General features: G+C 64.0%; 22 protein-coding genes. 7 read left to right on the top strand and 15 right to left on the bottom strand.

What is annotated here, in order from left to right:
- Positions 1-106 precede the first annotated feature (106 nt).
- Together FJ867_RS19775 and FJ867_RS19780 are read left to right on the top strand one after the other, a co-directional pair.
- Positions 107-1,261 carry a PA0069 family radical SAM protein gene (locus tag FJ867_RS19775; protein ID WP_140514951.1) on the top strand — a complete coding sequence of 385 codons (1,155 nt, stop codon included), beginning with the start codon at positions 107-109 and terminating at the stop codon, positions 1,259-1,261.
- A gap of 141 nt (positions 1,262-1,402) precedes the next feature.
- On the top strand, positions 1,403-2,098 hold the full coding sequence (locus tag FJ867_RS19780) for a ribonuclease HII (RefSeq protein WP_140497970.1): 696 nt from the start codon (positions 1,403-1,405) through the stop codon (positions 2,096-2,098).
- Between the two features lie 291 nt (positions 2,099-2,389).
- Here FJ867_RS19780 and FJ867_RS19785 read toward each other — a convergent pair whose 3' ends face one another.
- The 7 genes from FJ867_RS19785 to FJ867_RS19815 all read right to left on the bottom strand — a co-directional run bounded on the left by FJ867_RS19785 (position 2,390) and on the right by FJ867_RS19815 (position 8,006).
- Positions 2,390-2,881, bottom strand: coding sequence for a F0F1 ATP synthase subunit B (locus FJ867_RS19785; protein WP_140497968.1), 492 nt, complete (start codon positions 2,879-2,881; stop codon positions 2,390-2,392).
- A 10-nt stretch (positions 2,882-2,891) separates the two neighbouring features.
- A complete protein-coding gene (locus tag FJ867_RS19790; protein ID WP_140497966.1) occupies positions 2,892-3,491 on the bottom strand; it encodes a F0F1 ATP synthase subunit B in 600 nt (199 codons plus the stop codon).
- A 94-nt stretch (positions 3,492-3,585) separates the two neighbouring features.
- Positions 3,586-3,810 carry a F0F1 ATP synthase subunit C gene (locus FJ867_RS19795; protein ID WP_140497964.1) on the bottom strand — a complete coding sequence of 75 codons (225 nt, stop codon included), beginning with the start codon at positions 3,808-3,810 and terminating at the stop codon, positions 3,586-3,588.
- Between the two features lie 84 nt (positions 3,811-3,894).
- Positions 3,895-4,653, bottom strand: a complete 759-nt coding sequence (locus tag FJ867_RS19800; protein ID WP_140497962.1) for a F0F1 ATP synthase subunit A — start codon at positions 4,651-4,653, stop codon at positions 3,895-3,897.
- A gap of 87 nt (positions 4,654-4,740) precedes the next feature.
- Positions 4,741-5,139: an AtpZ/AtpI family protein gene (locus FJ867_RS19805; protein WP_140498124.1), complete on the bottom strand. Its 399-nt coding sequence runs from the start codon at positions 5,137-5,139 to the stop codon at positions 4,741-4,743.
- A 256-nt stretch (positions 5,140-5,395) separates the two neighbouring features.
- On the bottom strand, positions 5,396-6,577 hold the full coding sequence (locus tag FJ867_RS19810) for a cell wall hydrolase (RefSeq protein WP_140818321.1): 1,182 nt from the start codon (positions 6,575-6,577) through the stop codon (positions 5,396-5,398).
- Positions 6,578-6,677: 100 nt separating this feature from the next.
- A complete protein-coding gene (locus FJ867_RS19815) occupies positions 6,678-8,006 on the bottom strand; it encodes an MFS transporter (protein WP_140818323.1) in 1,329 nt (442 codons plus the stop codon).
- A 116-nt stretch (positions 8,007-8,122) separates the two neighbouring features.
- Between FJ867_RS19815 and FJ867_RS19820 the strand changes: the two genes are divergently transcribed.
- Entirely contained in the window at positions 8,123-9,043 is a 921-nt protein-coding gene (locus FJ867_RS19820; RefSeq protein WP_140497956.1) for a LysR substrate-binding domain-containing protein, read from the top strand.
- Between the two features lie 74 nt (positions 9,044-9,117).
- Here FJ867_RS19820 and der read toward each other — a convergent pair whose 3' ends face one another.
- Both der and FJ867_RS19830 read right to left on the bottom strand, forming a co-directional pair.
- Positions 9,118-10,551 carry a ribosome biogenesis GTPase Der gene (gene der / locus FJ867_RS19825; protein WP_140497954.1) on the bottom strand — a complete coding sequence of 478 codons (1,434 nt, stop codon included), beginning with the start codon at positions 10,549-10,551 and terminating at the stop codon, positions 9,118-9,120.
- Positions 10,552-10,554: 3 nt separating this feature from the next.
- The gene (locus tag FJ867_RS19830) at positions 10,555-11,220 is read right to left on the bottom strand and encodes a tetratricopeptide repeat protein (RefSeq protein ID WP_140514747.1); all 666 of its coding nucleotides are present in this window, start codon (positions 11,218-11,220) and stop codon (positions 10,555-10,557) included.
- Positions 11,221-11,410: 190 nt separating this feature from the next.
- Between FJ867_RS19830 and FJ867_RS19835 the strand changes: the two genes are divergently transcribed.
- A complete protein-coding gene (locus FJ867_RS19835; RefSeq protein ID WP_140818474.1) occupies positions 11,411-12,424 on the top strand; it encodes a polysaccharide deacetylase family protein in 1,014 nt (337 codons plus the stop codon).
- A gap of 36 nt (positions 12,425-12,460) precedes the next feature.
- Here FJ867_RS19835 and sbmA read toward each other — a convergent pair whose 3' ends face one another.
- The 3 genes from sbmA to FJ867_RS19850 form a co-directional block, all read right to left on the bottom strand.
- Complete coding sequence (gene sbmA, locus FJ867_RS19840; protein ID WP_140497950.1) at positions 12,461-13,720, bottom strand: peptide antibiotic transporter SbmA; 1,260 nt, start codon at positions 13,718-13,720, stop codon at positions 12,461-12,463.
- Positions 13,721-13,835: 115 nt separating this feature from the next.
- A complete protein-coding gene (locus FJ867_RS19845; RefSeq protein WP_140818325.1) occupies positions 13,836-14,996 on the bottom strand; it encodes a YbfB/YjiJ family MFS transporter in 1,161 nt (386 codons plus the stop codon).
- Between the two features lie 76 nt (positions 14,997-15,072).
- Positions 15,073-15,273: a hypothetical protein gene (locus FJ867_RS19850; RefSeq protein ID WP_140520836.1), complete on the bottom strand. Its 201-nt coding sequence runs from the start codon at positions 15,271-15,273 to the stop codon at positions 15,073-15,075.
- Positions 15,274-15,366: 93 nt separating this feature from the next.
- Here FJ867_RS19850 and FJ867_RS19855 point away from each other — a divergent pair, with 93 nt between their 5' ends.
- The 3 genes from FJ867_RS19855 to FJ867_RS19865 are packed head-to-tail and all read left to right on the top strand — an operon-like array spanning position 15,367 to position 17,989.
- Complete coding sequence (locus FJ867_RS19855) at positions 15,367-16,359, top strand: LysR substrate-binding domain-containing protein (RefSeq protein WP_140580732.1); 993 nt, start codon at positions 15,367-15,369, stop codon at positions 16,357-16,359.
- Positions 16,356-17,612, top strand: coding sequence for an aminopeptidase (locus FJ867_RS19860; RefSeq protein WP_140818327.1), 1,257 nt, complete (start codon positions 16,356-16,358; stop codon positions 17,610-17,612). The genes FJ867_RS19855 and FJ867_RS19860 overlap by 4 nt, the downstream gene beginning before the upstream one ends.
- Positions 17,613-17,635: 23 nt before the next feature.
- Complete coding sequence (locus FJ867_RS19865) at positions 17,636-17,989, top strand: DUF488 domain-containing protein (RefSeq protein WP_140520839.1); 354 nt, start codon at positions 17,636-17,638, stop codon at positions 17,987-17,989.
- 186 nt (positions 17,990-18,175) lie between these two features.
- Here the strand turns inward: FJ867_RS19865 and FJ867_RS19870 are convergent, their stop codons facing one another.
- From FJ867_RS19870 to FJ867_RS19880, 3 genes are all read right to left on the bottom strand, one after another.
- The gene (locus FJ867_RS19870; RefSeq protein WP_140520840.1) at positions 18,176-18,529 is read right to left on the bottom strand and encodes an ArsC family reductase; all 354 of its coding nucleotides are present in this window, start codon (positions 18,527-18,529) and stop codon (positions 18,176-18,178) included.
- A 217-nt stretch (positions 18,530-18,746) separates the two neighbouring features.
- Positions 18,747-19,100 (bottom strand): nuclear transport factor 2 family protein, encoded by a 354-nt coding sequence (locus tag FJ867_RS19875; RefSeq protein ID WP_140497937.1) that lies wholly within the window; start codon positions 19,098-19,100, stop codon positions 18,747-18,749.
- Between the two features lie 131 nt (positions 19,101-19,231).
- Positions 19,232-20,011: a 2'-5' RNA ligase family protein gene (locus tag FJ867_RS19880; protein WP_246675087.1), complete on the bottom strand. Its 780-nt coding sequence runs from the start codon at positions 20,009-20,011 to the stop codon at positions 19,232-19,234.
- Between the last annotated feature and the right edge of the window lie 60 nt (positions 20,012-20,071).

Genomic DNA, 20,071 nt, shown 5'->3' on the forward strand with positions numbered 1-20,071 from the left:
GGCGCACCATAGAAAGTTCTTGCTTTGTTCTCGTTCGGCAAATAGGATTAAATTCATGAACAGAGCGATTCGAAACAACATGGACAGTCCCTGGGAGCGGGCGAAGATGGAACCGATCATGCGCGCCGACATTGCCGCCTTCGGAGCAGGACGAGCCGAAATGGCCAACGCGATGATCGAGCAGAGCGGCATGCGCGTGCGTCCGGACCGCAACCGCGGCCGGTCGGCAGGCATCAACCCGTCCGGCCGGTTCGAGCCGGTCAGCCGGCATGTCTTCGACGATGGCTGGAACTCGCTGGAGGAACTGCCTCCCTTCAAGACCGAGGTGCAGGTCGAGAAGCCGCGTACCATAATCACCCGCAATGAATCGCCCGACATCTCCTTCGACCGCTCGATCAATCCCTATCGCGGCTGCGAGCATGGCTGCGTCTATTGCTTTGCGCGGCCGACGCACAGTTTCATGGGCCTGTCGCCGGGGCTGGATTTCGAATCCAAACTGTTCGCCAAGCCCGACGCGGCGCGCCTGCTCGACAAGGAACTGTCGAAGGACGGTTACCAGCCGCGAACCATCGCCATCGGCACCAATACCGATCCCTACCAGCCGATCGAGAAGCAGTATCGGATCATGCGCGAGATCCTCGAAGTGCTGGAGGCGCGCGGCCACCCGGTCGGCATCGTCACCAAATCCGCCTTGGTGACGCGCGATATCGACATCTTGTCACGCATGGCTGAACGGGGCCTCGCCAAGGTGGCGTTGTCGGTGACGACGCTCGACCGCATGCTGGCGCGCACCATGGAGCCACGCGCCTCGACGCCGGCCAAGCGGCTGGAGGCGATCAGGCAGCTTGCGGATGCCGGCATCCCTGCTTCGGTCATGGTGGCGCCGATCATCCCCGGGCTGACCGACCAGGAGATGGAACGCATCCTCGATTCGGCGCACCATGCCGGCGCACGCGAGGCGGGCTATGTCGTGCTGCGTCTGCCGCTCGAGGTCAGCCCGATCTTCAAGGACTGGCTGCTGCGCCACTATCCCGACCGCTATCGCCATGTGATGTCGCTGATCCGCTCGATGCGCGAGGGCAAGGATTACGATTCGGAATGGGGCAAGCGCATGAAGGGCGCGGGTCCTTACGCCTGGCAGATCGGCCGGCGCTTCGAAATCACCGCCAAGCGGCTCGGTCTCAATGCCGAGCGGCGCACGCTGCGGACCGACCAGTTCGTCGCCGCCGGCAAGGACCAGGAGCAGTTGATGCTGCTTTGAACGACCGCGGCTGTTTGCCGCCGTGGCGAAAAATCCCGTCCGGCCTGCCCCGGCCTGCAGACGGTGCCCTCCCGGTCCGGCGCCCCACCCGACCCGGAGGGACTTGCGGAGAATCAGAGCCGATGCGAACCTCGCCGCAACATGGCTCGCGCGCGTTCTGATTCTCCGCCTCTCTTCGAAATCGTCGAGAAACCCGATTTCTCCTTCGAGACGAAGGCGATGGCCGAAGGCCTGTGGCCGGTCGCGGGGATGGACGAGGCCGGACGCGGCCCGCTGGCCGGACCGGTGGTGGCGGCTGCGGTCGTGCTCGACCCTGCCAACATCCCCGACGGCCTCGACGATTCCAAACGGCTCAGCCATTTGCAACGCGAGGCGCTGTTCGTGCGCATCATCGGCTCCGCGCTCGGCGTGTCGATGGCCTCGGTCAGCGCCGAGGGCATTGACGGCAGCAACATCCTCAAGGCGAGCCTGGAGGCGATGCGCCGTGCGGTCGCCGGCCTGCCGGTGCAGCCGAAGCTCGCGCTTGCCGATGGGCGCGACGTGCCGCCGGGCCTGCCTTGCACGGGGCGCGCGCTGATCAAGGGCGACCAGCGCTCGCAATCCATCGCCGCCGCCTCGATCGTCGCCAAGGTGATGCGCGACCGCATGATGTGCGGCTGCGGCAGCCATCACCAGCACTACGGCTTCGAAGTGCATATGGGCTATGCCACGGTCCGCCATCGCACCGCGATCGAGACGCACGGGCCGGTGGCGCGGCTGCACCGCGTGTCGTTCGCGCCATTCAGGCTTGAAGGTGCCGAGGTGGTGGAAGAAGAGAGCTTCGCCGGGCTGGAGTGAGCCGGCAGCGATATAGCTGATCTCCCCCCTCGTGGGGGAGATGTCCGGCAGGACAGAGGGGGGCGCGAAAGATCGCTACCTTCCAGAACTACTTCTACTCACGCAGAAGTCGCAAGGCAGCGCAGGGATTGTCTGAGGGATTGTCTGACAGGCTGGCGGGACAGCGCCCCCCTCTGCCCTGCCGGGCATCTCCCCCACGAGGGGGGAGATTGGCAGCTTCTGCGCACTGCTCCAACAAAAAAGCCGCCAGGTTGCCCAGGCGGCTTTTGATTGTTCTGCGTCGGTCAAGGCTCAGTTCAGCTTCGCCTTCACATCCTGGAGCGCGGATTTGAACAAATCCGCGCCGGCCTTGGCGTCGATCTTGCCGGCGAGCAGCGTGCGAGCGGCTTCGACGGCAATGTCGACGGCGCTGGCGCGCACTTCGCCGATCGCCTCGCGCTCGGCCTGGCCGATCTTCTGTTCGGCAAGAGCGGTGCGCCGCGCGACGTAGTCCTCGGTCTTCTTGTGCGCCTCGGCGGCGAGCAGTTCGGCTTCGCGCTTGGCCGCGGCGACGATGTCTGCGGCCTCCTGCTCGGCTTCCTTGCGCTTGCGCTGGTATTGGCCAAGCAGCTGCTGGGCCTCCTCGCGCAGCCTGCGCGCCTCGTCAAGCTCGCTGCTGATCCTGGCGGCGCGGGCATCGAGCGCCTTGGCGATCAGGCGGGGCACCTTGATGTAGATGGCGATGCCCAAAAAGATGACCAGGGCGATCGTGGCCCAGAGCGTTGCAAGAGATGTGGCGTCCATGATGCGCTCCTCACCCGGCCACGGATTTGACCGCGGCCGCGATCTCGGCCTTGCTGGCCTTGCCGCCGACCAACGCCTCGACGATCGCCGAGGCAGTGTCCTCGGCGATGCTGCCGACTTCCTTCATGGCGTTGGCCTTGATGGAAGAAATGCGCGCCTCGGCCTCGCCGAGCTTCTCGTCGAGCGCGGCCTCGATCTTCTTGCGCGCGGTCTCGGCTTCCGCCTTGGCCGCGTCATTGGCCTGCTGGCCGATGGCGTTGGCGTTCTTCTTGGCTTCCGCCAGCTCCTGCTCGTAAGCAGCAACGGCGGCGTCGGCCTCGCCCTTCAGCTTCGCGGCCTGATCGAGATCCTGGCTGATACGGTCGTTGCGGACATCGATGATGCCGCCGACGCGCGGCACCACCACCCTCTTCAGGAAGAGGTAGAAGAGCCCGAACGTGATCGCCAGCCAAAGAAGCTGCGACGGAAACGTCGCCGGATCGAATGGCGGAAACATGCCATGAGCTTCGGCAGGCACGCTGGTGCCGGAATGCGTGTCGCCTTCCGTCGCAGCGTGGCCAGCCTCGGTGGCAGGCGCGGACTCTTGCGCAAAGGCAGATGTCACGAACATGGACTATCCCCTGATATCAGACCCGCCGCTCTCGCGGCCGGCCTGTCCAATCTTCCCATAGCTTAGCCAAATGGCGGCTCAGCCAAACAGGGGCTCAGCCGAACAGGGCCAGCAGCGCGATGAGAAGCGAGAAGATGCCCAGAGCTTCGGTCACGGCGAAGCCGAAGATCAGACGGCCGAACTGGCCATCGGCGGCCGACGGGTTGCGCAGCGCGCCCGAGAGATAGCTGCCGAAGATGTTGCCGAGGCCAATGCCCGCGCCGCCCATGCCGAGGCAAGCGATGCCGGCGCCGATGTACTTTGCTGCTTCTACGTCCATTTGTTCAACTCCTTTGGATCTGAAATTCCGTTGCGATTCCATTCCGGCGGCAATGTTGAAAACTCTTGCGCCGGAAATTTTTTATCAGTGCCCCGGGTGCAGGGCGTCGTTGAGATACATGCAGGTCAGCACCGCGAAGACATAGGCCTGAAGGAAGGCGACCAGCAGTTCGAGCGCGGTCAACGCCACGGCCATCGCCAGCGGCAGCACCGAGCCAGCGACGCCGACCGCGCCCAGCGCCGAGAGGCTGACCACGAAGCCGGAGAAGACCTTCAGCGTGATGTGCCCGGCGAGCATGTTGGCGAACAGACGAACCGAGAGGCTGACGGGGCGCGACACGAACGAGATCACTTCGATCAGCACCACCAGCGGCAGCAGGAACACCGGCACGCCTTGCGGCACGAACAGCTTGAGGAAACCAAGGCCGTGCTTGCCGAAACCGTAGACAATCACGGTGCCGATAACCAACACGGCGAGGCCGAAGGTGACGATGATGTGGCTGGTGACGGTGAAGAAATACGGAAACAGGCCAAGCAGGTTGGCGACCAGCACGAACATGAACAGGGAAAACACGAAGGGAAAGAACTTCATGCCCTGCGTGCCGGCGGCGTCGCGCAACATGTTGCCGACGAATTCATAGGCCATTTCGGAGATCGATTGCAGCCGGCCGGGAACGAGGCTGCGGCTCGACGTCGTCAGAAACAGGAATGCCGCGGCGACGACCACGGTCGCGACCATGAACAGCGCCGAATTGGTAAAGGACAAGTCGTAACCGCCGATATCGATCGGTATCAGCTTGTTGATATGGAACTGGTGGATCGGATCGACCTTGTCAGCTGCCACGTTCAAACCCCGTCAGTGCCGCATGCGGCCTTGTTACCATGCCGCCCGTCGAAAGGCGGCTATTTCCAAGTGCCGCCTGAACGGCGGTCACTTGCTGTCGTCGCGGCCAGAGCGCGATTTGTCGCCCTGTCCGAATTCCGCCACAACGCCTGCCGAACGCATGACATTGAGCACGCCCGCGCCAAAACCAAGCAGCAGAAACACGATCAGACCCCATGGCGATGTCCCCGCCAGACGGTCGATGATCCAGCCGATGGCGGCACCGACTACCACCCCGGCGATGAACTCGCTGGACAGCTTGAGTGCCTGACCGTACCCGGTCACTGGTTTCGCGTCTTTCCCCTCGAGCCGGTCCGGCCGTCTTGTCGCAAGCGATGCTTCAAGTTCACGCCGGCGGCGCTCAAGTTCGTCGTCGCGGATGGCGGCTTCGTGCTGCTTGCCGCGGCCGGTTTCTCCGGTTCCGCCTGGCCCAGTTTCGTCGGCCATCGCAACCCCCCTGCCCGGGCAGACCGTCACCGTCCGTCCGCTTCTAAAGTCGCCGGCAACATAGTTAGAGGGTTTGCGCCCGTCAAGCCACGGGCGGAAGTTCGTTACCATGTATTTTATACAATGAAATCAATATAATAGAGAGGTGCGACATCGTGCCCGCCATGGCGGCGCGAACGCCTTGAGCGAATCCTCCGCGCGACGGCTCTTCGAGAGACCGCGCAGCCGCGCAAAAATATGGACGCCTATCGGGCGTTCAGCTCCAGCCGCCGCCATAGGTGCGGTAGAAGATATGCAGGCCGATCTTGGTCATCTTCTGCATCGTGCGCGCCCAGTTGGGATGGACGTAATTGGCATAGTAATGGGTCGACGATCCGACTTCGGGAATGAAGACCTTGCCGGCGGTCACCGCCATGCCGACATCCTGCGCGGCCTTGTAGGCGACCGGGTTGTCGATGCGCTTCTTCCTGCCGTCGCAAGCGAAGGAGAACTGGCAACGGTTGAACCAGCTGTCGTTCTGGTAGACGACGCCGCAGATCGAATTGGGATAGGCCGGATTGCGGACACGGTTGAGGATGACCTGGGCAACGGCGGCCTGGCCGCGCACGGATTCGCCCCGCGCCTCGAAGTAGATGCCGTTGGCCAGGCATTTTTGCTCGGGCTTGGAGAAGACGCTCGCCGGAAGCGGATTCTGGATCCAAGAATGGTCGCCCTTGGCCATCGGCGGGATGAAACGGCCGCTGTTGGGCTCCTCGTCCTGGAGCAGGGCCTCGAAGGGCGACGCCTTGGCATAATCGGGCGCGGCCTGCGCATAGGCCGTCGCCAGCACATCCGGATGATCGTTGTTGACCAGGGCGGCAAGCATGGGCGACACGCCGGGATCCGGCTTCTTGTCCTCACGCGCGTGGAATGCCGCGGCGATCTGGATTTCCTTGCCTTTGATCTGGGGTTTGGCGAAAGCCATCTTCAGGCCGCTGTCCATGCTGGGCCGCAGCAGGGATGAGGTGCGCTCGAAGATCGAGCCGGCGTTGAAGTTCTTCGGCGGGGCGACGGGAGAGATCTGGACGATGCGGCCCTTCTTGTCGGCGCGCACGATGCGGTCCTCATCAGGCGTAGTGCTGACCTTGCCGCCCTTGCCGCGAAAGGAGACGGCGCCGACGCCGGGCAGGCGCACCCCCGATCCGGAGAGCGAACCCGTCACAGCGTCGTCGACAAACGGCATCTCAGCGGCATGGACCGATCCGGCGACGGATTTCTCGACATAGGAATTCCAGCGGGTCGGCGCCTCGAGGCCGGAAACGAGGCTCGTCATATCCTGGTAGGCGGAAACCGTCGGAAATCCGATCCAGATGCCGAGGCCGACGATGAAAGGTGCCACGAGGCTGCGTTTCTTCTCACCGGCGACGGCAACAAGGCGCGTCAAGACACGTCGATGCACGGAACTCTCTCCAGGAACGCTACTGACCCCACTGGAGAGCAAAATGATGCATTAACCTTGATGGGACGTTAACAGCTTCGATCGGGTTTTCCCGGTCGGCTCAGGCTCGTGGTTGCGAAGTGGGGCGGTTTTGCGGCGGGACGGACATGGAGGCCGGCCGCAGGAAGATGGGCCACGCGATCAACGCGCACGCCGCCGCCGACAACCAAACGCCGGGCCAGGACCAGAGATGCAAGAGCCCCGGAATGGCCACCGGAACCAGGAAGAAACCTATGAAAACGAAGCTGTTGGCCAGGCTGAGCGCGGTGCCGACATGGCCAGCGCCGGCAAGCGTGGCAAGCTCGGTGTAGGCGACGCCATGCCAGGCGGAGACCAGGATGCCTGCGACAATCAGCATCACGGGAAGCGTGGCCATCACGACGGGTTGGCCGCCTGATATGGTCGGGCCGGCCAGGACCAGCAGCCAGAGCAGCGTGAAGGCAAGCGCGCTGAGCGCACTGCACAGGCGCAGGAACGGCCGGCGGTTGCCGTGGCGGTCGGTGAAGCGGCCGCTCCAGACGCGCATCGCCATGGCGCCGGTCTGCACGGCGGCGAGGCTTGCGCTGGTGGCCAGGGTCCCCATGCCGGCGAAGTCGTGCAGGAAGACCGATGCGAAGGTGAGTACGGCCACTTGCGGAAAGCACAGCAGGCCGATGGCCGCTGCGATGCGCCAGACCTCGACATTGCGCAGCGGCGGGGGCCCGGCCAGAACGGTCGGCGCGGCCGAACCCTGCGTCGGCGGTTCGTGCAGCCAGCGCCAGGCGAAGAAGGCGGAGATCACGGAGAAGGCGGCGAGCAGGCCATAGACCGCCGCGAAGCCATGCCTGGCGGCAAGCGAGGGCAGGACAAGAGCGCCCAGCCCGCCGCCAAGCGGCACCGCCGTCTGCCGGATGCTCATGGCGAATCCGCGCTCGCCTTCGCGGAACCAGCCCATGATGGCGCGGCCGCTCGAACCGTTGACGCTGCCGCCGAGCAGGCCGGTGACGAGCAAGGCAGCGGCCAGGACATGAACGCCCGGCTCGCCGGACGAGGATGGAACGATGAGCAACGCCATCAGGAACAGCCACGCCGCCGTGGCGCCGAGCCCGGTCAAAAGCACACGGCGATCGCCCCAGCGATCGGTGAGCAGGCCCCAGGGCAGTTCGCTGAGCGCAACGCCCAGACCGAGAAGGCCAAGCGCCAGGCCGAGCTGAGCATTGCCGAGATGATAGCCCTGCCGCATCAGCACCGCGGTTGCCGGTATGCCGGAGAAAGTAGCGGAAAAACCGGCATTGGCGGCGACGCCGATGCCCAGCACCTTCCAGCGGTGGTTGGGCGCGAAGGTCCTGGAGCCGGAGCCTTCGGCCCGTGGCGTCGACTGACAATCGGTGCGGGTGACGATGGCGGACATGGTTTCATTCCCGTTTGCGGCCCGGTGACCGGCCTTGACGGCGCATGTCTATCGCCATAGCTTTGTCCATAAAATCAGGAAGTTTTTGACGCACAATCCTAAAAAACGGGATTATCATGCGACGCGTGACATTCGACCTCGACGTCCTCAGAAGCTTCGTCACCGGAATGGAGCTTGGCAGCTTCGCCAAGGCGGCCGACCGGCTTGGCCGCTCGACCTCGGCGGTCAGCGCGCAGTTGAAGAAACTGGAGGAGCAGGCGGCGACGCCTATCTTCCGCAAGTCGGGACGCGGGCTGGCACTGACGGAAGCCGGCGAGACCATGCTCGGCTATGCGCGGCGGCTGGTCGAGCTCAATGACGAGGCGGCCGCCGCTATCCATGATGTCGAGCTGGAAGGCTGGGTGCGGCTCGGCCTGCAGGAGGATTTTGGCGAGGCGGTGCTACCTGACGTGCTCGGCCGCTTCGCCCGTGCCCATCCCAAAGTCAAGATCGAGGCCCGCATCGCGCGCAGCCATGAGCTCGCGGAGCGGATCATCTCGGGCAGCCTGGACATCGCACTTGCCTGGCACAGCGGCGCGACGCTGCCATACAGCCAGCATGTCGCCGACGTGCAGATGCGCTGGATCGGCCCGGCAAAGCGCATCGAGACCAGCCTGCGCCATGGCGAGCCGCTGCCGCTGGTGGCGCTGGAAGCACCTTGCCTGTTGCGCACGGTCGCAACCGAAACGCTCGACCGCGCCGGCCTGCCCTGGCGCATGGCCTTCTCCAGCCCGAGCCTTGGTGGCATCTGGGCGGCTGTGGCAGCCGGGCTCGGGCTGACGATCCGCACCGACATCGGCCTGCCGGCCAGCGTCAGCGCGATGACGCCGGAGATTGCCGGTCTGCCGGCGCTGCCCAGGATGACGCTGTTCCTGCACCGCAGGGATGCCGAACCCGAACCGGTGGCCGCCCGCCTCGCCGATATCCTGCTGGAAGCGGCGCGGCAGGCACTACCGGAGGGCGCGCGGACGGATGAGAACCTGCTGAAGGTCGCCTAGGCCCTGGTCGCAGCCCCTCTTCGTCATTCCAGGGTCTACACCGCGTCGAAGGGTTGGCACCCTTCCCCCGGACGTCAGCGCTTCTTGGCCCTGCCGGCAAAGGGATTGTCCGAAGTCCTCAACGCCATGCGGATCGGTACGCCCGGCATGTCGAAGGCTTCGCGCAGGCTGTTGGTGAGATAGCGGACATAGGATTGCGGCATCGCATCCGGGCGCGAGCACGAGACGACGAAGCCCGGCGGGCGCGTCTTGGCCTGCGTGACATATTTGACCTTCAGCCGGCGACCGGCAACCGCGGGCGGCGGATGATGCGCAAGAATGCCTTCCAGCCAGCGATTGAGCCTGCCGGTCGAGACGCGGCTGTTCCAGACCTTGTGCGTGCGGATGACGGCTTCCATGAGCTTGTCGAGGCCCCGTCCGGTCTCGGCCGAAACCGTCACCGCCTGCATGCCGCGCGCCTGCGGCAAAAGCCGTTCGGTTTTCTCGCGCAGTTCTGCCAACAGTTCCTGCGGATTGTCGATCAGGTCCCATTTGTTGAAGGCGATCACCGGCGCGCGGCCCTCGCGGATGATCAGGTCGGCAATCTGGAGATCCTGCTTCTCGAAAGGGATGGTGGCGTCGAGCACGATGATGACGATCTCGGCGAAGCGGATGGCGCGCAGGCCATCCTGCACCGACATGACCTCGAGCTTTTCATGGATCCTGGCCTTGCGGCGCATGCCGGCGGTGTCGAACAATTTTATGCGGCGGCCGCGCCAGTCCCAATCGACCGAGATGGAATCGCGGGTGATGCCGGCTTCCGGTCCGGTCAAAAGCCGCTCCTCGCCGATCAGTGCGTTGATCAGCGTCGACTTGCCGGCATTGGGGCGGCCGACGACGGCAATGCGCATCGGCTTGGTGTCGTCATAGGCCGGCACCTCGTCGGCGTCGGGATCGGCGATATCCTCGCCGATCAGCACCTCGCTGGAGGCGATCTCCTCGTCGTCGTCCTCATCTTCGCCAAAGGCTCTCGCCTCGCCAAGTGCGGCGATCACCGCGTCGCGCAGGTCGGGCATGCCTTGGCCGTGTTCGGCCGAGACCGGAACCGGCTCGCCAAGCCCGAGCTCCCAGGCCTCCAGCATGCCGCCCTGCGCGCCCTTCGCCTCGGCCTTGTTGGCGACCAGCACGACCGGCTTGCCGGATTTGCGCACGATCTCGGCAAAGGTCCGGTCGTCCGGCAACAGGCCGGATTTGGCGTCGACGGTGAAGAAGATCAGGTCGGCCTCACGGATAGCGATCTCGGTCTGCGCACGCATGCGGCCGGGCAGCGTCGAGGCGGCGGCGTCCTCGAAACCCGCAGTGTCGATGACGTCGAAATGCAGGTCGTAAAGCTTTGCCGCATGGACGCGGCGGTCGCGGGTGACGCCCGGCGTGTCATCGACAAGCGCCAGCTTCCTTCCCACCAGCCGATTGAAAAGAGTCGATTTGCCGACGTTAGGCCGGCCGATGATGGCGACTTTGAAGCTCATATGTCACGACGCGCTGCCCGAGCCGCGGATCAGCTCGGACATCAGGGTCGCCCGTTCACGGGTGTTGCGCGGGGCACCGTCATCGGCGGCGATCTGGTCGAACAGCTTCAGCGCATCCTGGGTCTTGCCTTCCTTCCAGGCGGCCAGCCCGAGCGCCTCGCGCGCGGTGTGGCGCAGCGTGTTGGTGTCCGAGGTCAGGGCCTCGACGCGGCTCGACACATCGGCGAAGGAGCCGTGATCGACCAGCAGCAGCGCCGCCCTCAACCGCGCCATGTCGCGAATGCCCTGGGGAATGGCGGCGTCGGCCGCCACCTCGTCGAAATCCTTGACGGCTGCGTCGACATCGCCCTTGTCGGCCTTGACGGTGGCCGCGCGCATGCGAGCGAGCAGCGGATAGGCGCCGTAGCCATCCTTCTCCAATTGATCGAGCGCGGCCAGCGCCTCGTCGTTCTTGCCGTCATTGGCCAGCTTCAACGCTTGCGAGAAGGCATCGCCCGAACGGTTGGCGCGGGTCTCGTCCCAGTAGCGGTAGCCGACGAAGGCGGCGGTGCCGAGCACGACCAGCACCGCGACCACAAGCAGGGCCGGGCCGAAACGGTCCCACAGCTTCTGCGCCTGTTCGCGACGGATCTCGTCGTTGACTTCACGGATAAAACTGTCGTCGGACATCAATAAAACCATTCCTGCCCCGGGCCGGAGCGTTCGCGAGCCCGCGTTTTAGCGAAATTTTGTCGGCATGGAAGGGGTTCGACGGGAAAATCACCTATTCGCGGGGCAAACGGACAAAAAGCCCACCGCACCCACGCCACATTTGCGCTATAGCGGGGCCAAAACCGCCGGGGGTCAGTAGCTGTTGCCAATATCCTTTTCGTCTCGCGTTGCCGCGTTCTGTCTCGCTTCGCTTGCCACGGCCGGTGCGGCTTTCGCCGATCCACCCGGCTCGCGGGCGCCTTTGCCGGCAAGGCCGAAGCAGGTCGTCATCATCTCCTTCGACAGCGCCCGCGACATCTCGCAATGGAAGCGCAGCCGGGCGCTGGCGAAGCGCACCGGAGCGCATTTCACCTATTTCCTCTCCTGTGTCTTCCTGCTGTCATCGGAAACGCGCAGCCAATACACCGCGCCGGGCAAGACATCGGGCAAATCCAACATCGGCTTCGCCGCCTCGACGCAGGAAGTGAGCCAGCGGCTGGAGCAGATCGGGCTTGCGGCATCGGAAGGCCATGACATCGCCAGTCATGGCTGCGGCCATTTCGACGGCAAGGGCTGGAGCAAGGCCGACTGGCTGAAGGAGTTCGCCTCGTTCGAGCACATCCTCGAAAACGCCTATGCGATCAACGGCATCGAGCCCGAGCCGACCGGCTGGCGCGATTTCGCGCGGCATGCGGTGGTTGGCTTCCGCGCGCCCTATCTGTCGACGAGCAAGGCGCTCTACGAGGCGCTGCCCGCCGCCGGTTACCGGTTCGACGCCAGCGGCGTCTCGCGCGGCCCGGTCCAGCCGCCGACCACCGCCGGCCTCGCGCGCTTTTCACTGCCGCAGATCCCGGAAGGACCGAAATCGCGGCCGGTTATCGCCATGGACTACAATCTCTATGTCAGGCATTCCGGCGGCTTCGAGCGGCCGAGCAAGGCAGGCGAGTTCGCGGACCGCACCTACCGGGCTTTCCGCGCCGCCTTCGAGGATCAATACCGGGGCAAGCGCGTTCCGCTGCAACTCGGCTTCCATTTCGCGCTGATGAATGACGGCGCCTACTGGAACGCGCTGGAGCGTTTTGCCGGCGAGGTCTGCGTCAAATCAGACGTCGAATGCATCAGTTTTCGCGATTATATCTCGCGGCAGGGTGCTGGCCAGAAGCAGGCTTCCGTCGGCGGCTGAGCCGCCGACCCGTTTCGCACCCAGGTCTTTCCTGACTTAAGCGGGATCCTCGGCGCCTTGCCGCGCCAGATAGCGCTGGTCGATTTCCGGCAGCGGCTCGCCCTGCAGCGTCGCCTCGAAGGCGCGCAGGCGCTTATGCACCGATTGCAGTTCGACGATGGTCGACCAGGAGGTGAGCAGGAACTGCAAGGAACCCGTCACCTTGCCGAATGCATTCGAAATCTGGTTCAGCGCGCCGAACGTTATCTTGTGGGCGACCAGCGACGGCCCGAGGATCAGCAGCGAGAAAATATTGTCGGCCTGCAGGTAGGTGTACCGGACGACATTGAAATAGATGTAGTGGAAATACAGCCGGAAATAATTGTGGCGAACATTGGCGAACAGCGCGGCGGTGGTGGCGGGCTGGGCCCGGTCGGCATGATCCTCGCCGTAAACGAGCTCCTTGCGGTAGGCCGCCTCCACGCGCTGGTTGCGGAACTGCAGCCCTGGAAGCTTCATGCCGGCGATCATGACCGAAATCGTTCCGAACAGACACCAGGCCAGTGCCGCGACCACCAATGGCTGGGGGATCGCGCCGATGATCGGCAACTCGGTTATATGGGCCTGCAACTGGATCATGACCGGCAGGAAGGCGATCAGCGTCATGATCGACTGGACGAAGCTGGAACCCAGATCTTCCATGATCTGGGAAAACCGCATCGTGTCCTCCTGGATACGTTGCGAGGCGCCCTCGATGTGGCGCAGCCTGCCCCAGTTCTCGACGAAATAGTTGTTCATCGCCGTGCGCCAGCGGAAGATCCAGTGGCTGACGATGAAGGCGTTGACCACCTGCACGTTCATGCCGACCAGCGCAAGCCACGAGAAATCGGCCAGCCCAATGTAGAATTCGGCGTTGGTCGATTTTCCGGTGCCCGACATCAGCCCCTGCACATAGTCGAAAAAGGGGCCGTACCAGGCATTGACGGCGACGCTGACCTGCACATTGAAATAGATGAAGAACAGGATGACCGCCGTCATCAGGATAGACCAACGTTGCCACGGATGCGGCGAATACCAGCTCCAGAACGCATAGAAAGCGACCACGCAAAACGCGAAGTAGATGTAGAACCAGAGAAACGGCTTCGAGACGAGGACGGCGATGCCGATAATGGGCGGTGCACCGGCTGCTGCCGGCGGCAGGCCGAAGACGGCGCCCAGTTGCTCACCCCCGAAAAACCAGAACAGGATCGCCGCAAGGCTCCAGACGGCGGCCGAAGAGAAAAACAGCTTCGGCTGCGGGAAGAAGGATACGAACACTGTGGCGAATTCCTCGATTTTTGCGCAAATCAGCTGGGTTCAGCAGGCATAAAGTCACACATTAGGGGGAAAGAAAATGCCCATGCCCGATGCCCGGCACCGAGCAAACCCACAATCATGGCGATTTTGGCGCGGCCGACCATATGATGACGCCGGAGGCGACCAGAACGGCCGCGGCGGCGATCGAGGCAAGGAAGAAATCGCCCGACGCCTGCGCCAGGAGCCCGGCGGCAATCGGGCCGATGATCTGGCCAAGACCGAACGAAGCCGTCATCAAGGCGAAGGTCCGCCGGGGGGCCTGTGGCGCCAGTTGCCGCGCGGTCTGCAGGCCAAGCGCGGTGATGGCTATGAACGTGCCGCCAACGAGCAGGCCGCCGAGCAGCGGCCCGGTGCGCCCGCCTACCGCGACGCTTGCGACAATGCCGACGACCTCGACGAAACATCCCAGCGCATAGGTCGCGTATAGGCCGATCCGCGCCGATATCTTCTGCCAGAGCCAGACCGAGGGAAAGCCGGCAAGACCGGTGACCATCCAGACCACCGCCTCGAACACGCGTCCGCCGCCGCCTTGCCGGACAATGGCGACCAGGAAGGTCGCCGTCACCACGTAGCCGAAGCCGAACAAGCCGTAAGCGACGATCACCTTGGTCAGCGAGCGGTCCTTTGGCAGCGCCGGCTCGCGGCCGGTATCGCCGCTGGCCAGCGGACCGCTGTCCACCAGCAGCGCCACCACGATGAAGCCACAAGCCGAGATCGCCGCCGACCACAGCCAGCCCGCCGCCCAGCCGGCATGTTCGCTGACCAGGACCGCCATCAGCACCGAGGAAACGGCGATGCCGAGGCCGACGCCGCCGAAATGCCACGCCTGCAGATCGTTGCGGCCGGCCGCGGCAAGATGGCTGAAAACAATGCTGGCCAGGAACACCATGACGAAGGCGCTGGCCAGGCCTGCAAGAAAGCGGATGACGAGAAAGGCGGCGATCGTATCCGACAAGCCCATCAGCGCGGCAAGCAAGGCGCTGGCGCCGAGGCCGGCCAGCATCAGCAGGCGCTCGCGTCCATGCGCCCAGCCGCCCGCCGCGGCGAAGGCGCCGGCGAGGTAGCCGAGATAATTGGCTGACGCGATCCAGCCCGCATCGGCCGCCGACAGATGGAGTTCTTCCATCATGCCGGGCAGGATCGGCGTATAGACGAAACGACCAATGCCCATGGCGACAGCCATGGCGATCATGCCGGCGAAAGCGAACCGCAGCGCTGTTGAGGTAGCGGATGTCATCGCGGTGCACAATAAGTGCGAAGACCGGCGACACAACGCGCTTGCGTTGGGCCAGACGCCGGACCGTCAGCACCAATCAGCGGCAGCCCGCTTGCGCCGTCTCGTGGGCGGTGCGTCGCGCCGTCAGCCGGAACGGCATGTCGCCGAGCTCACGCTCCGACATGGCGTCGAGCACGGGATGCGCAAGCGGATCGGCCAGCCAGGCGACCATTTCGCAGCCGTCTGGCGGCTCGTGCACAGGGAATACTATCTTGAGCGACGATAACAGCCTCAACATGTCAGCCTCCGCAGGCCTGTCCCGTGAATAAAGTCTGCGTTTTCGGCATCACTTTCAATTGAGATTTCAGCCCCGCTGGTTTAGAAAAACTCAATGGCCATGCTCAACCGCGTCCACCTCAACGGCCTTCGCGCCGTGGAGACCGTCGCCCGTCTCGGCTCGCTCGCCGCGGCCGCCGGCGAACTCAACGTTTCGGCCAGCGCCGTTAGCCAGCAGATAAAGCGCGTGGAGCAGCAGCTCGGCCAGGCCGTGTTCGAGCGAACGACCAAGGGGCTGGTCCTGACCGAATTCGGCGCCATGTTCGCGATGCGCCTCGGCGCGGGTTTCCGCGAGCTCACCCAGGCCGTGGCGCTGGCCGACGAGGCGCGACAATGCACGCTGGTGGTTTCCGTGGCGCCGGCATTCGCCTCGAAATGGCTGCTGCCGCGGCTGTCGCATCACTTCACCCGGCATCCCAACGTGCTGTTGCGCATCGACGCCTCGGTGCGGCTGGCCGACCTCGACCATTCCGATATCGATATCGCCATCCGGCTTGGCGACGGCACATGGCCGGCCAGCAAGGCGGAGTTGCTTTTGGCACAAGAGGTGTTCCCGGTCTGCGCGCCCTCGATAGCGAAGAAACTGAAATCGATCGAAGACCTTGCCCAGACCTGCGCGATTACCGACGAACGAGCGATGATCAACTGGGAAAGCTGGTTCGACGCCGCCGGTGTCGAACCAGTCACTTTCCTGAAGGGCGCTCGCTTCACCGATCCGATGCTTTGCCTGGAATCGGCGATTGCCGGCCATGGCGTGATGCTGGGCTGGCAGTTGCTCGCCGCCGACGCGCTGGCCGACGGGCGGCTCGTCGCGCCGTTCGGGATCCGCGCCCAGAGCGGGCTTGGCTATTGGCTGGTGACCTCCGCCGCCAAGGCCGAAAGCCGCAAGGTCCGGGATTTCAAGCTCTGGATCAGGGAAGAGATCGAGGCGACGATGGCGCGGTTCGGCTCCGCGAAGACGGGCACGACCGATGCGATCACGGTGGAAAGCACCGTGGCGCCGGTCTATGTAGAGTCCGACATCAAACTACGGCAGGCAGGATCATGACCACACATTCGCGCGGCGTTTCCGCAACGATCGACCCGGTGAAGCTCGACAGGCTGGCCGAAGTCGCCATCAAGGTGGGGCTGCAATTGCAGCCCGGGCAGGACCTGGTGCTGACCTCCTCCATCGCCGCGCTGCCGCTGACCCGGCGCATCGTCGAGCATGCCTACAAGGCCGGCGCGGGGCTGGTGACGCCGATCTTCAACGATGACGAGATCACGCTGGCGCGCTTTCGTTATGGCGCGGACGCCGGCTTCGACCGCGCCGCCGGCTGGCTCTATGAAGGCATGGCCAAAGCCTTCTCCAACAATGCGGCGCGACTTGCCGTGCGCGGCGAAGATCCTTCGCTCCTGTCGGCGCAGGACCCGGCGAACGTGGCGCGCGCCAACAAGGCCAATTCGATGGCCTACCAGCCGGCGCTGGAAAAGATCACCGGCTTCGACATCAACTGGAACATCGTCGCCTATCCCGATCTCGCCTGGGCCAAGCAGGTCTTCCCCGATGATGCCGACGACGTTGCGGTGGCCAAGCTCGCCGACGCCATCTTCGCCGCGTCGCGGGTGGACGTGGAAGATCCGATCGGCAACTGGAAGGCGCACAATGCGGCCCTACGCAGCCGCACCGAATGGCTCAACGGCCATGCTTTCCATTCGCTTCATTTCACCGGGCCGGGCACCGACCTGACGGTCGGGCTGGCCGACGGCCATGAGTGGATGGGCGGCGCCTCCACCGCCAAGAACGGCGTCACCTGCAATCCCAACATCCCGACCGAGGAGGTCTTCACCACGCCACATGCGCGGCGGGTGGAAGGCCATGTTTCATCGACCAAGCCGCTCTCCTACCAGGGCACGCTGATCGACGAGATCTCGGTGCGTTTCGAGGGCGGCAGGATCGTCGAGGCGAAGGCTTCGAAGGGCGAGGACGTGCTGAAGAAAGTGCTGGACACCGACGAGGGCGCACGCCGGCTTGGCGAAGTGGCGCTGGTGCCGCATTCCTCACCGATCTCGGCGAGCGGCCTGTTGTTCTTCAACACGCTGTTCGACGAAAACGCCGCCTGTCACATCGCGCTCGGCCAATGCTATTCGAAGTGCTTCGTCGACGGCGCCTCGCTCAGCCAGGCCGAGATCGCGGAGCGCGGCGGCAACAAGAGCTTCATCCACATCGACTGGATGATCGGCTCGGACAAGATCGACATCGAAGGCGTCGGCAAGGACGGCAGCCGCGTGCCGGTCATGCGCAAGGGCGAGTGGGCCTGACGGGAGCGCACGAAGGAGAGCGGATGGCCTTCGAGATCGCGGTCAAGCGGGTGTATGAACCACCCTCGTTCGATGACGGGCAGCGGGTCCTGGTCGATCGAGTCTGGCCACGTGGCGTCAGCAAGGAGCATGCCGCGCTGGCGCTATGGCTGAAGGACATCGCGCCGAGCACCGACTTGCGCAAGTGGTTCGGGCACGAGTCCGAACGATGGGCCGAGTTCCAGAAGCGGTATCGTGCCGAACTGGAAGGCAATGGCGAGGCCGTGGCGCAACTGCGCGCCCTGCTCCGCGACGGCAAGGTGACGCTGCTCTACGGCGCCCATGACGAGGCGCACAACAATGCCGTGGTACTGGCGGGGTATCTGAGAGGACAGTGACCTGTCCCTTCGTCATCCTCGGGCTTGACCCGAGGATCCATGCCGTGACGTCCGTCCGCAAATGCAACGGAGCAGAATCTGCACGGCTGCGACGCCCAAAAGTCACGGCATGGATCCTAGGGTCTGCGCCGCGTCGCTTCGCTCCTTGCTCCGCCCTAGGATGACGAACTGAGAGTGTACCGCGCCCTACTTCCCGACCACCGCCGCCTCATAAACATCCGGCTTGAACCCGACCAGGATGCGGTCGCCAACCTCGAGCACAGGCCGTTTGATCATCGTCGGCTTGGCCAGCATCAGTGCCTTGGCCTTCTTTTCATCCAGGCCCTGCTTATCCTTGTCCGGCAACTCGCGGAACGTGGTGCTGCCCTTATTGAGCAGCTTTTCCCAGCCGACCTTGCGGACCCAGCCATCCAGCCTGCCCGCCTCGATGCCTTCGGCCCGATAGTCGTGGAACCGGTACGGCACGTCGTGGCCCTCCAGCCAGACGCGGGCCTTCCTGATCGTGTCGCAGGTGGTGATGCCGTACATGGTGATCGTCAAAACAGGTGCCTTCCGGACTTCGAATCTGGCCGCAGATTAAGCAGCCCCGGCGCGCTTTGCCAGCGGCCCGGCAGAACCATCGAAGAGTAAGTTTCTTCAATGGCGGGCGCGCGGTCGCCGATCCGTGACGACGATGTGCATCAGGTCGGATAGCGGCCAGGACATGATCCTGGCCGCTTAGGATGCGGCGAAATGTGCCGACAGCCGGAAACCCGTCTCAATAATAGAAGCGCTCTTCGGCAATCTTGCCGTTCTTGACCGTGTACAGGCCAACCTCGTCCATGGTGACACGCTGGCCCGTGGCCTTGGGCGTTATGTCAAATGTAAAGCGCACGGCGAACTGGTCGCCGTTGACATAAGGGCCCTCGACCGAGCCGCCATGGACTTCGTTGTTTTCCTGCCACCACTGGCCTTTCTGCTTGACGGCGTCCTTGCCGCGGCAGACGGCCATCGGCCCCTCCATGGCCTCATAGCTGACGATGTCGTCGGCGTTGTATTTCTCGGCAGCACTTTCGTAGTCACCGCGCTTGAGAAGCTCCGTGAAATCCTTGGCAATTTCCGTGTTGGTCATGTGTTCCTCCTGTTCAGACGCATTGCAAATAGGGAAAGGTTGGCGGCCTGCCATCGTCGTGCCGTCTGGTAGCTGACATGCCATGTCAGGATGATGGACCGCGCGGACTATGCGAGGACGATTCCAGGCTCTCACATGGCGGGCAGTGCATCGTCCTGACCGGTCAGCCGCCAGCGTCCGGGCTGCTTGTAGGCGCCTTTCCCAATGAGACTGTGGATCAGCACAAAATCCCGGACAATCCAGCCGATCGGATCGATCGACCGCTCGCGAATGCTGGGAACGCCCACTTCATCACGAAGCAATGTGACATGCGGTTCGATGGACCTGGTGAGAAAGGGTTTTAGCGGGCTGTCCGAGATCACCGCCGTCAGGTCACGCCAGAACTTCTGCAGCGACGGATTGCCATCGCTGCCGCGCAGGACCAGTGCACCACCGCCAAAAGCCGACAGGCGATCGAACGAGACCTCGAAGGGCTTCGCAACGATCATCGATCCGATATGACAGGCGGCCTCTGCCAACTCCTGCGGGTACTCCTCATGGTCGCCGAGGCCGACAAGCGAGATGTGGATGTGATTTTCCGGAACCAGCCAGCCTTGCAATCTGAACTCACGGTTCAAGGCAATGGCCTTTCGCGCGAGACGACCAGCAATCGCGCTGCCGACGAGGATGGCAAAGAACAGCCGGTGGAAATGCTTCCCGGCCTGTTCCCATCGGAAAAAGGCCTGGCCGTTCTTCGCGGTTCCGAATGCGGGTTGCCCACTCATACTGATCTCGTCCGCCAATTGACTCAGGTTGGGCATATTAGAACAAAACGAGAACAAACGCAAGCCGAAAAATGAAGCAGGCGTCGGGACTCCCGCACCGCCGCATGCATTCAACCCCTGAAGGAGTGCTTCCTTGCGGTACGCCAATCGCCGACGACGCCGGCAGACATGGCGCCTGGCTCACCACAAACGGGATAGACCTTTGAC

It is taken from the genome of Mesorhizobium sp. B2-5-3 (genome assembly GCF_006441005.1).
Lineage (GTDB): Bacteria > Pseudomonadota > Alphaproteobacteria > Rhizobiales > Rhizobiaceae > Mesorhizobium.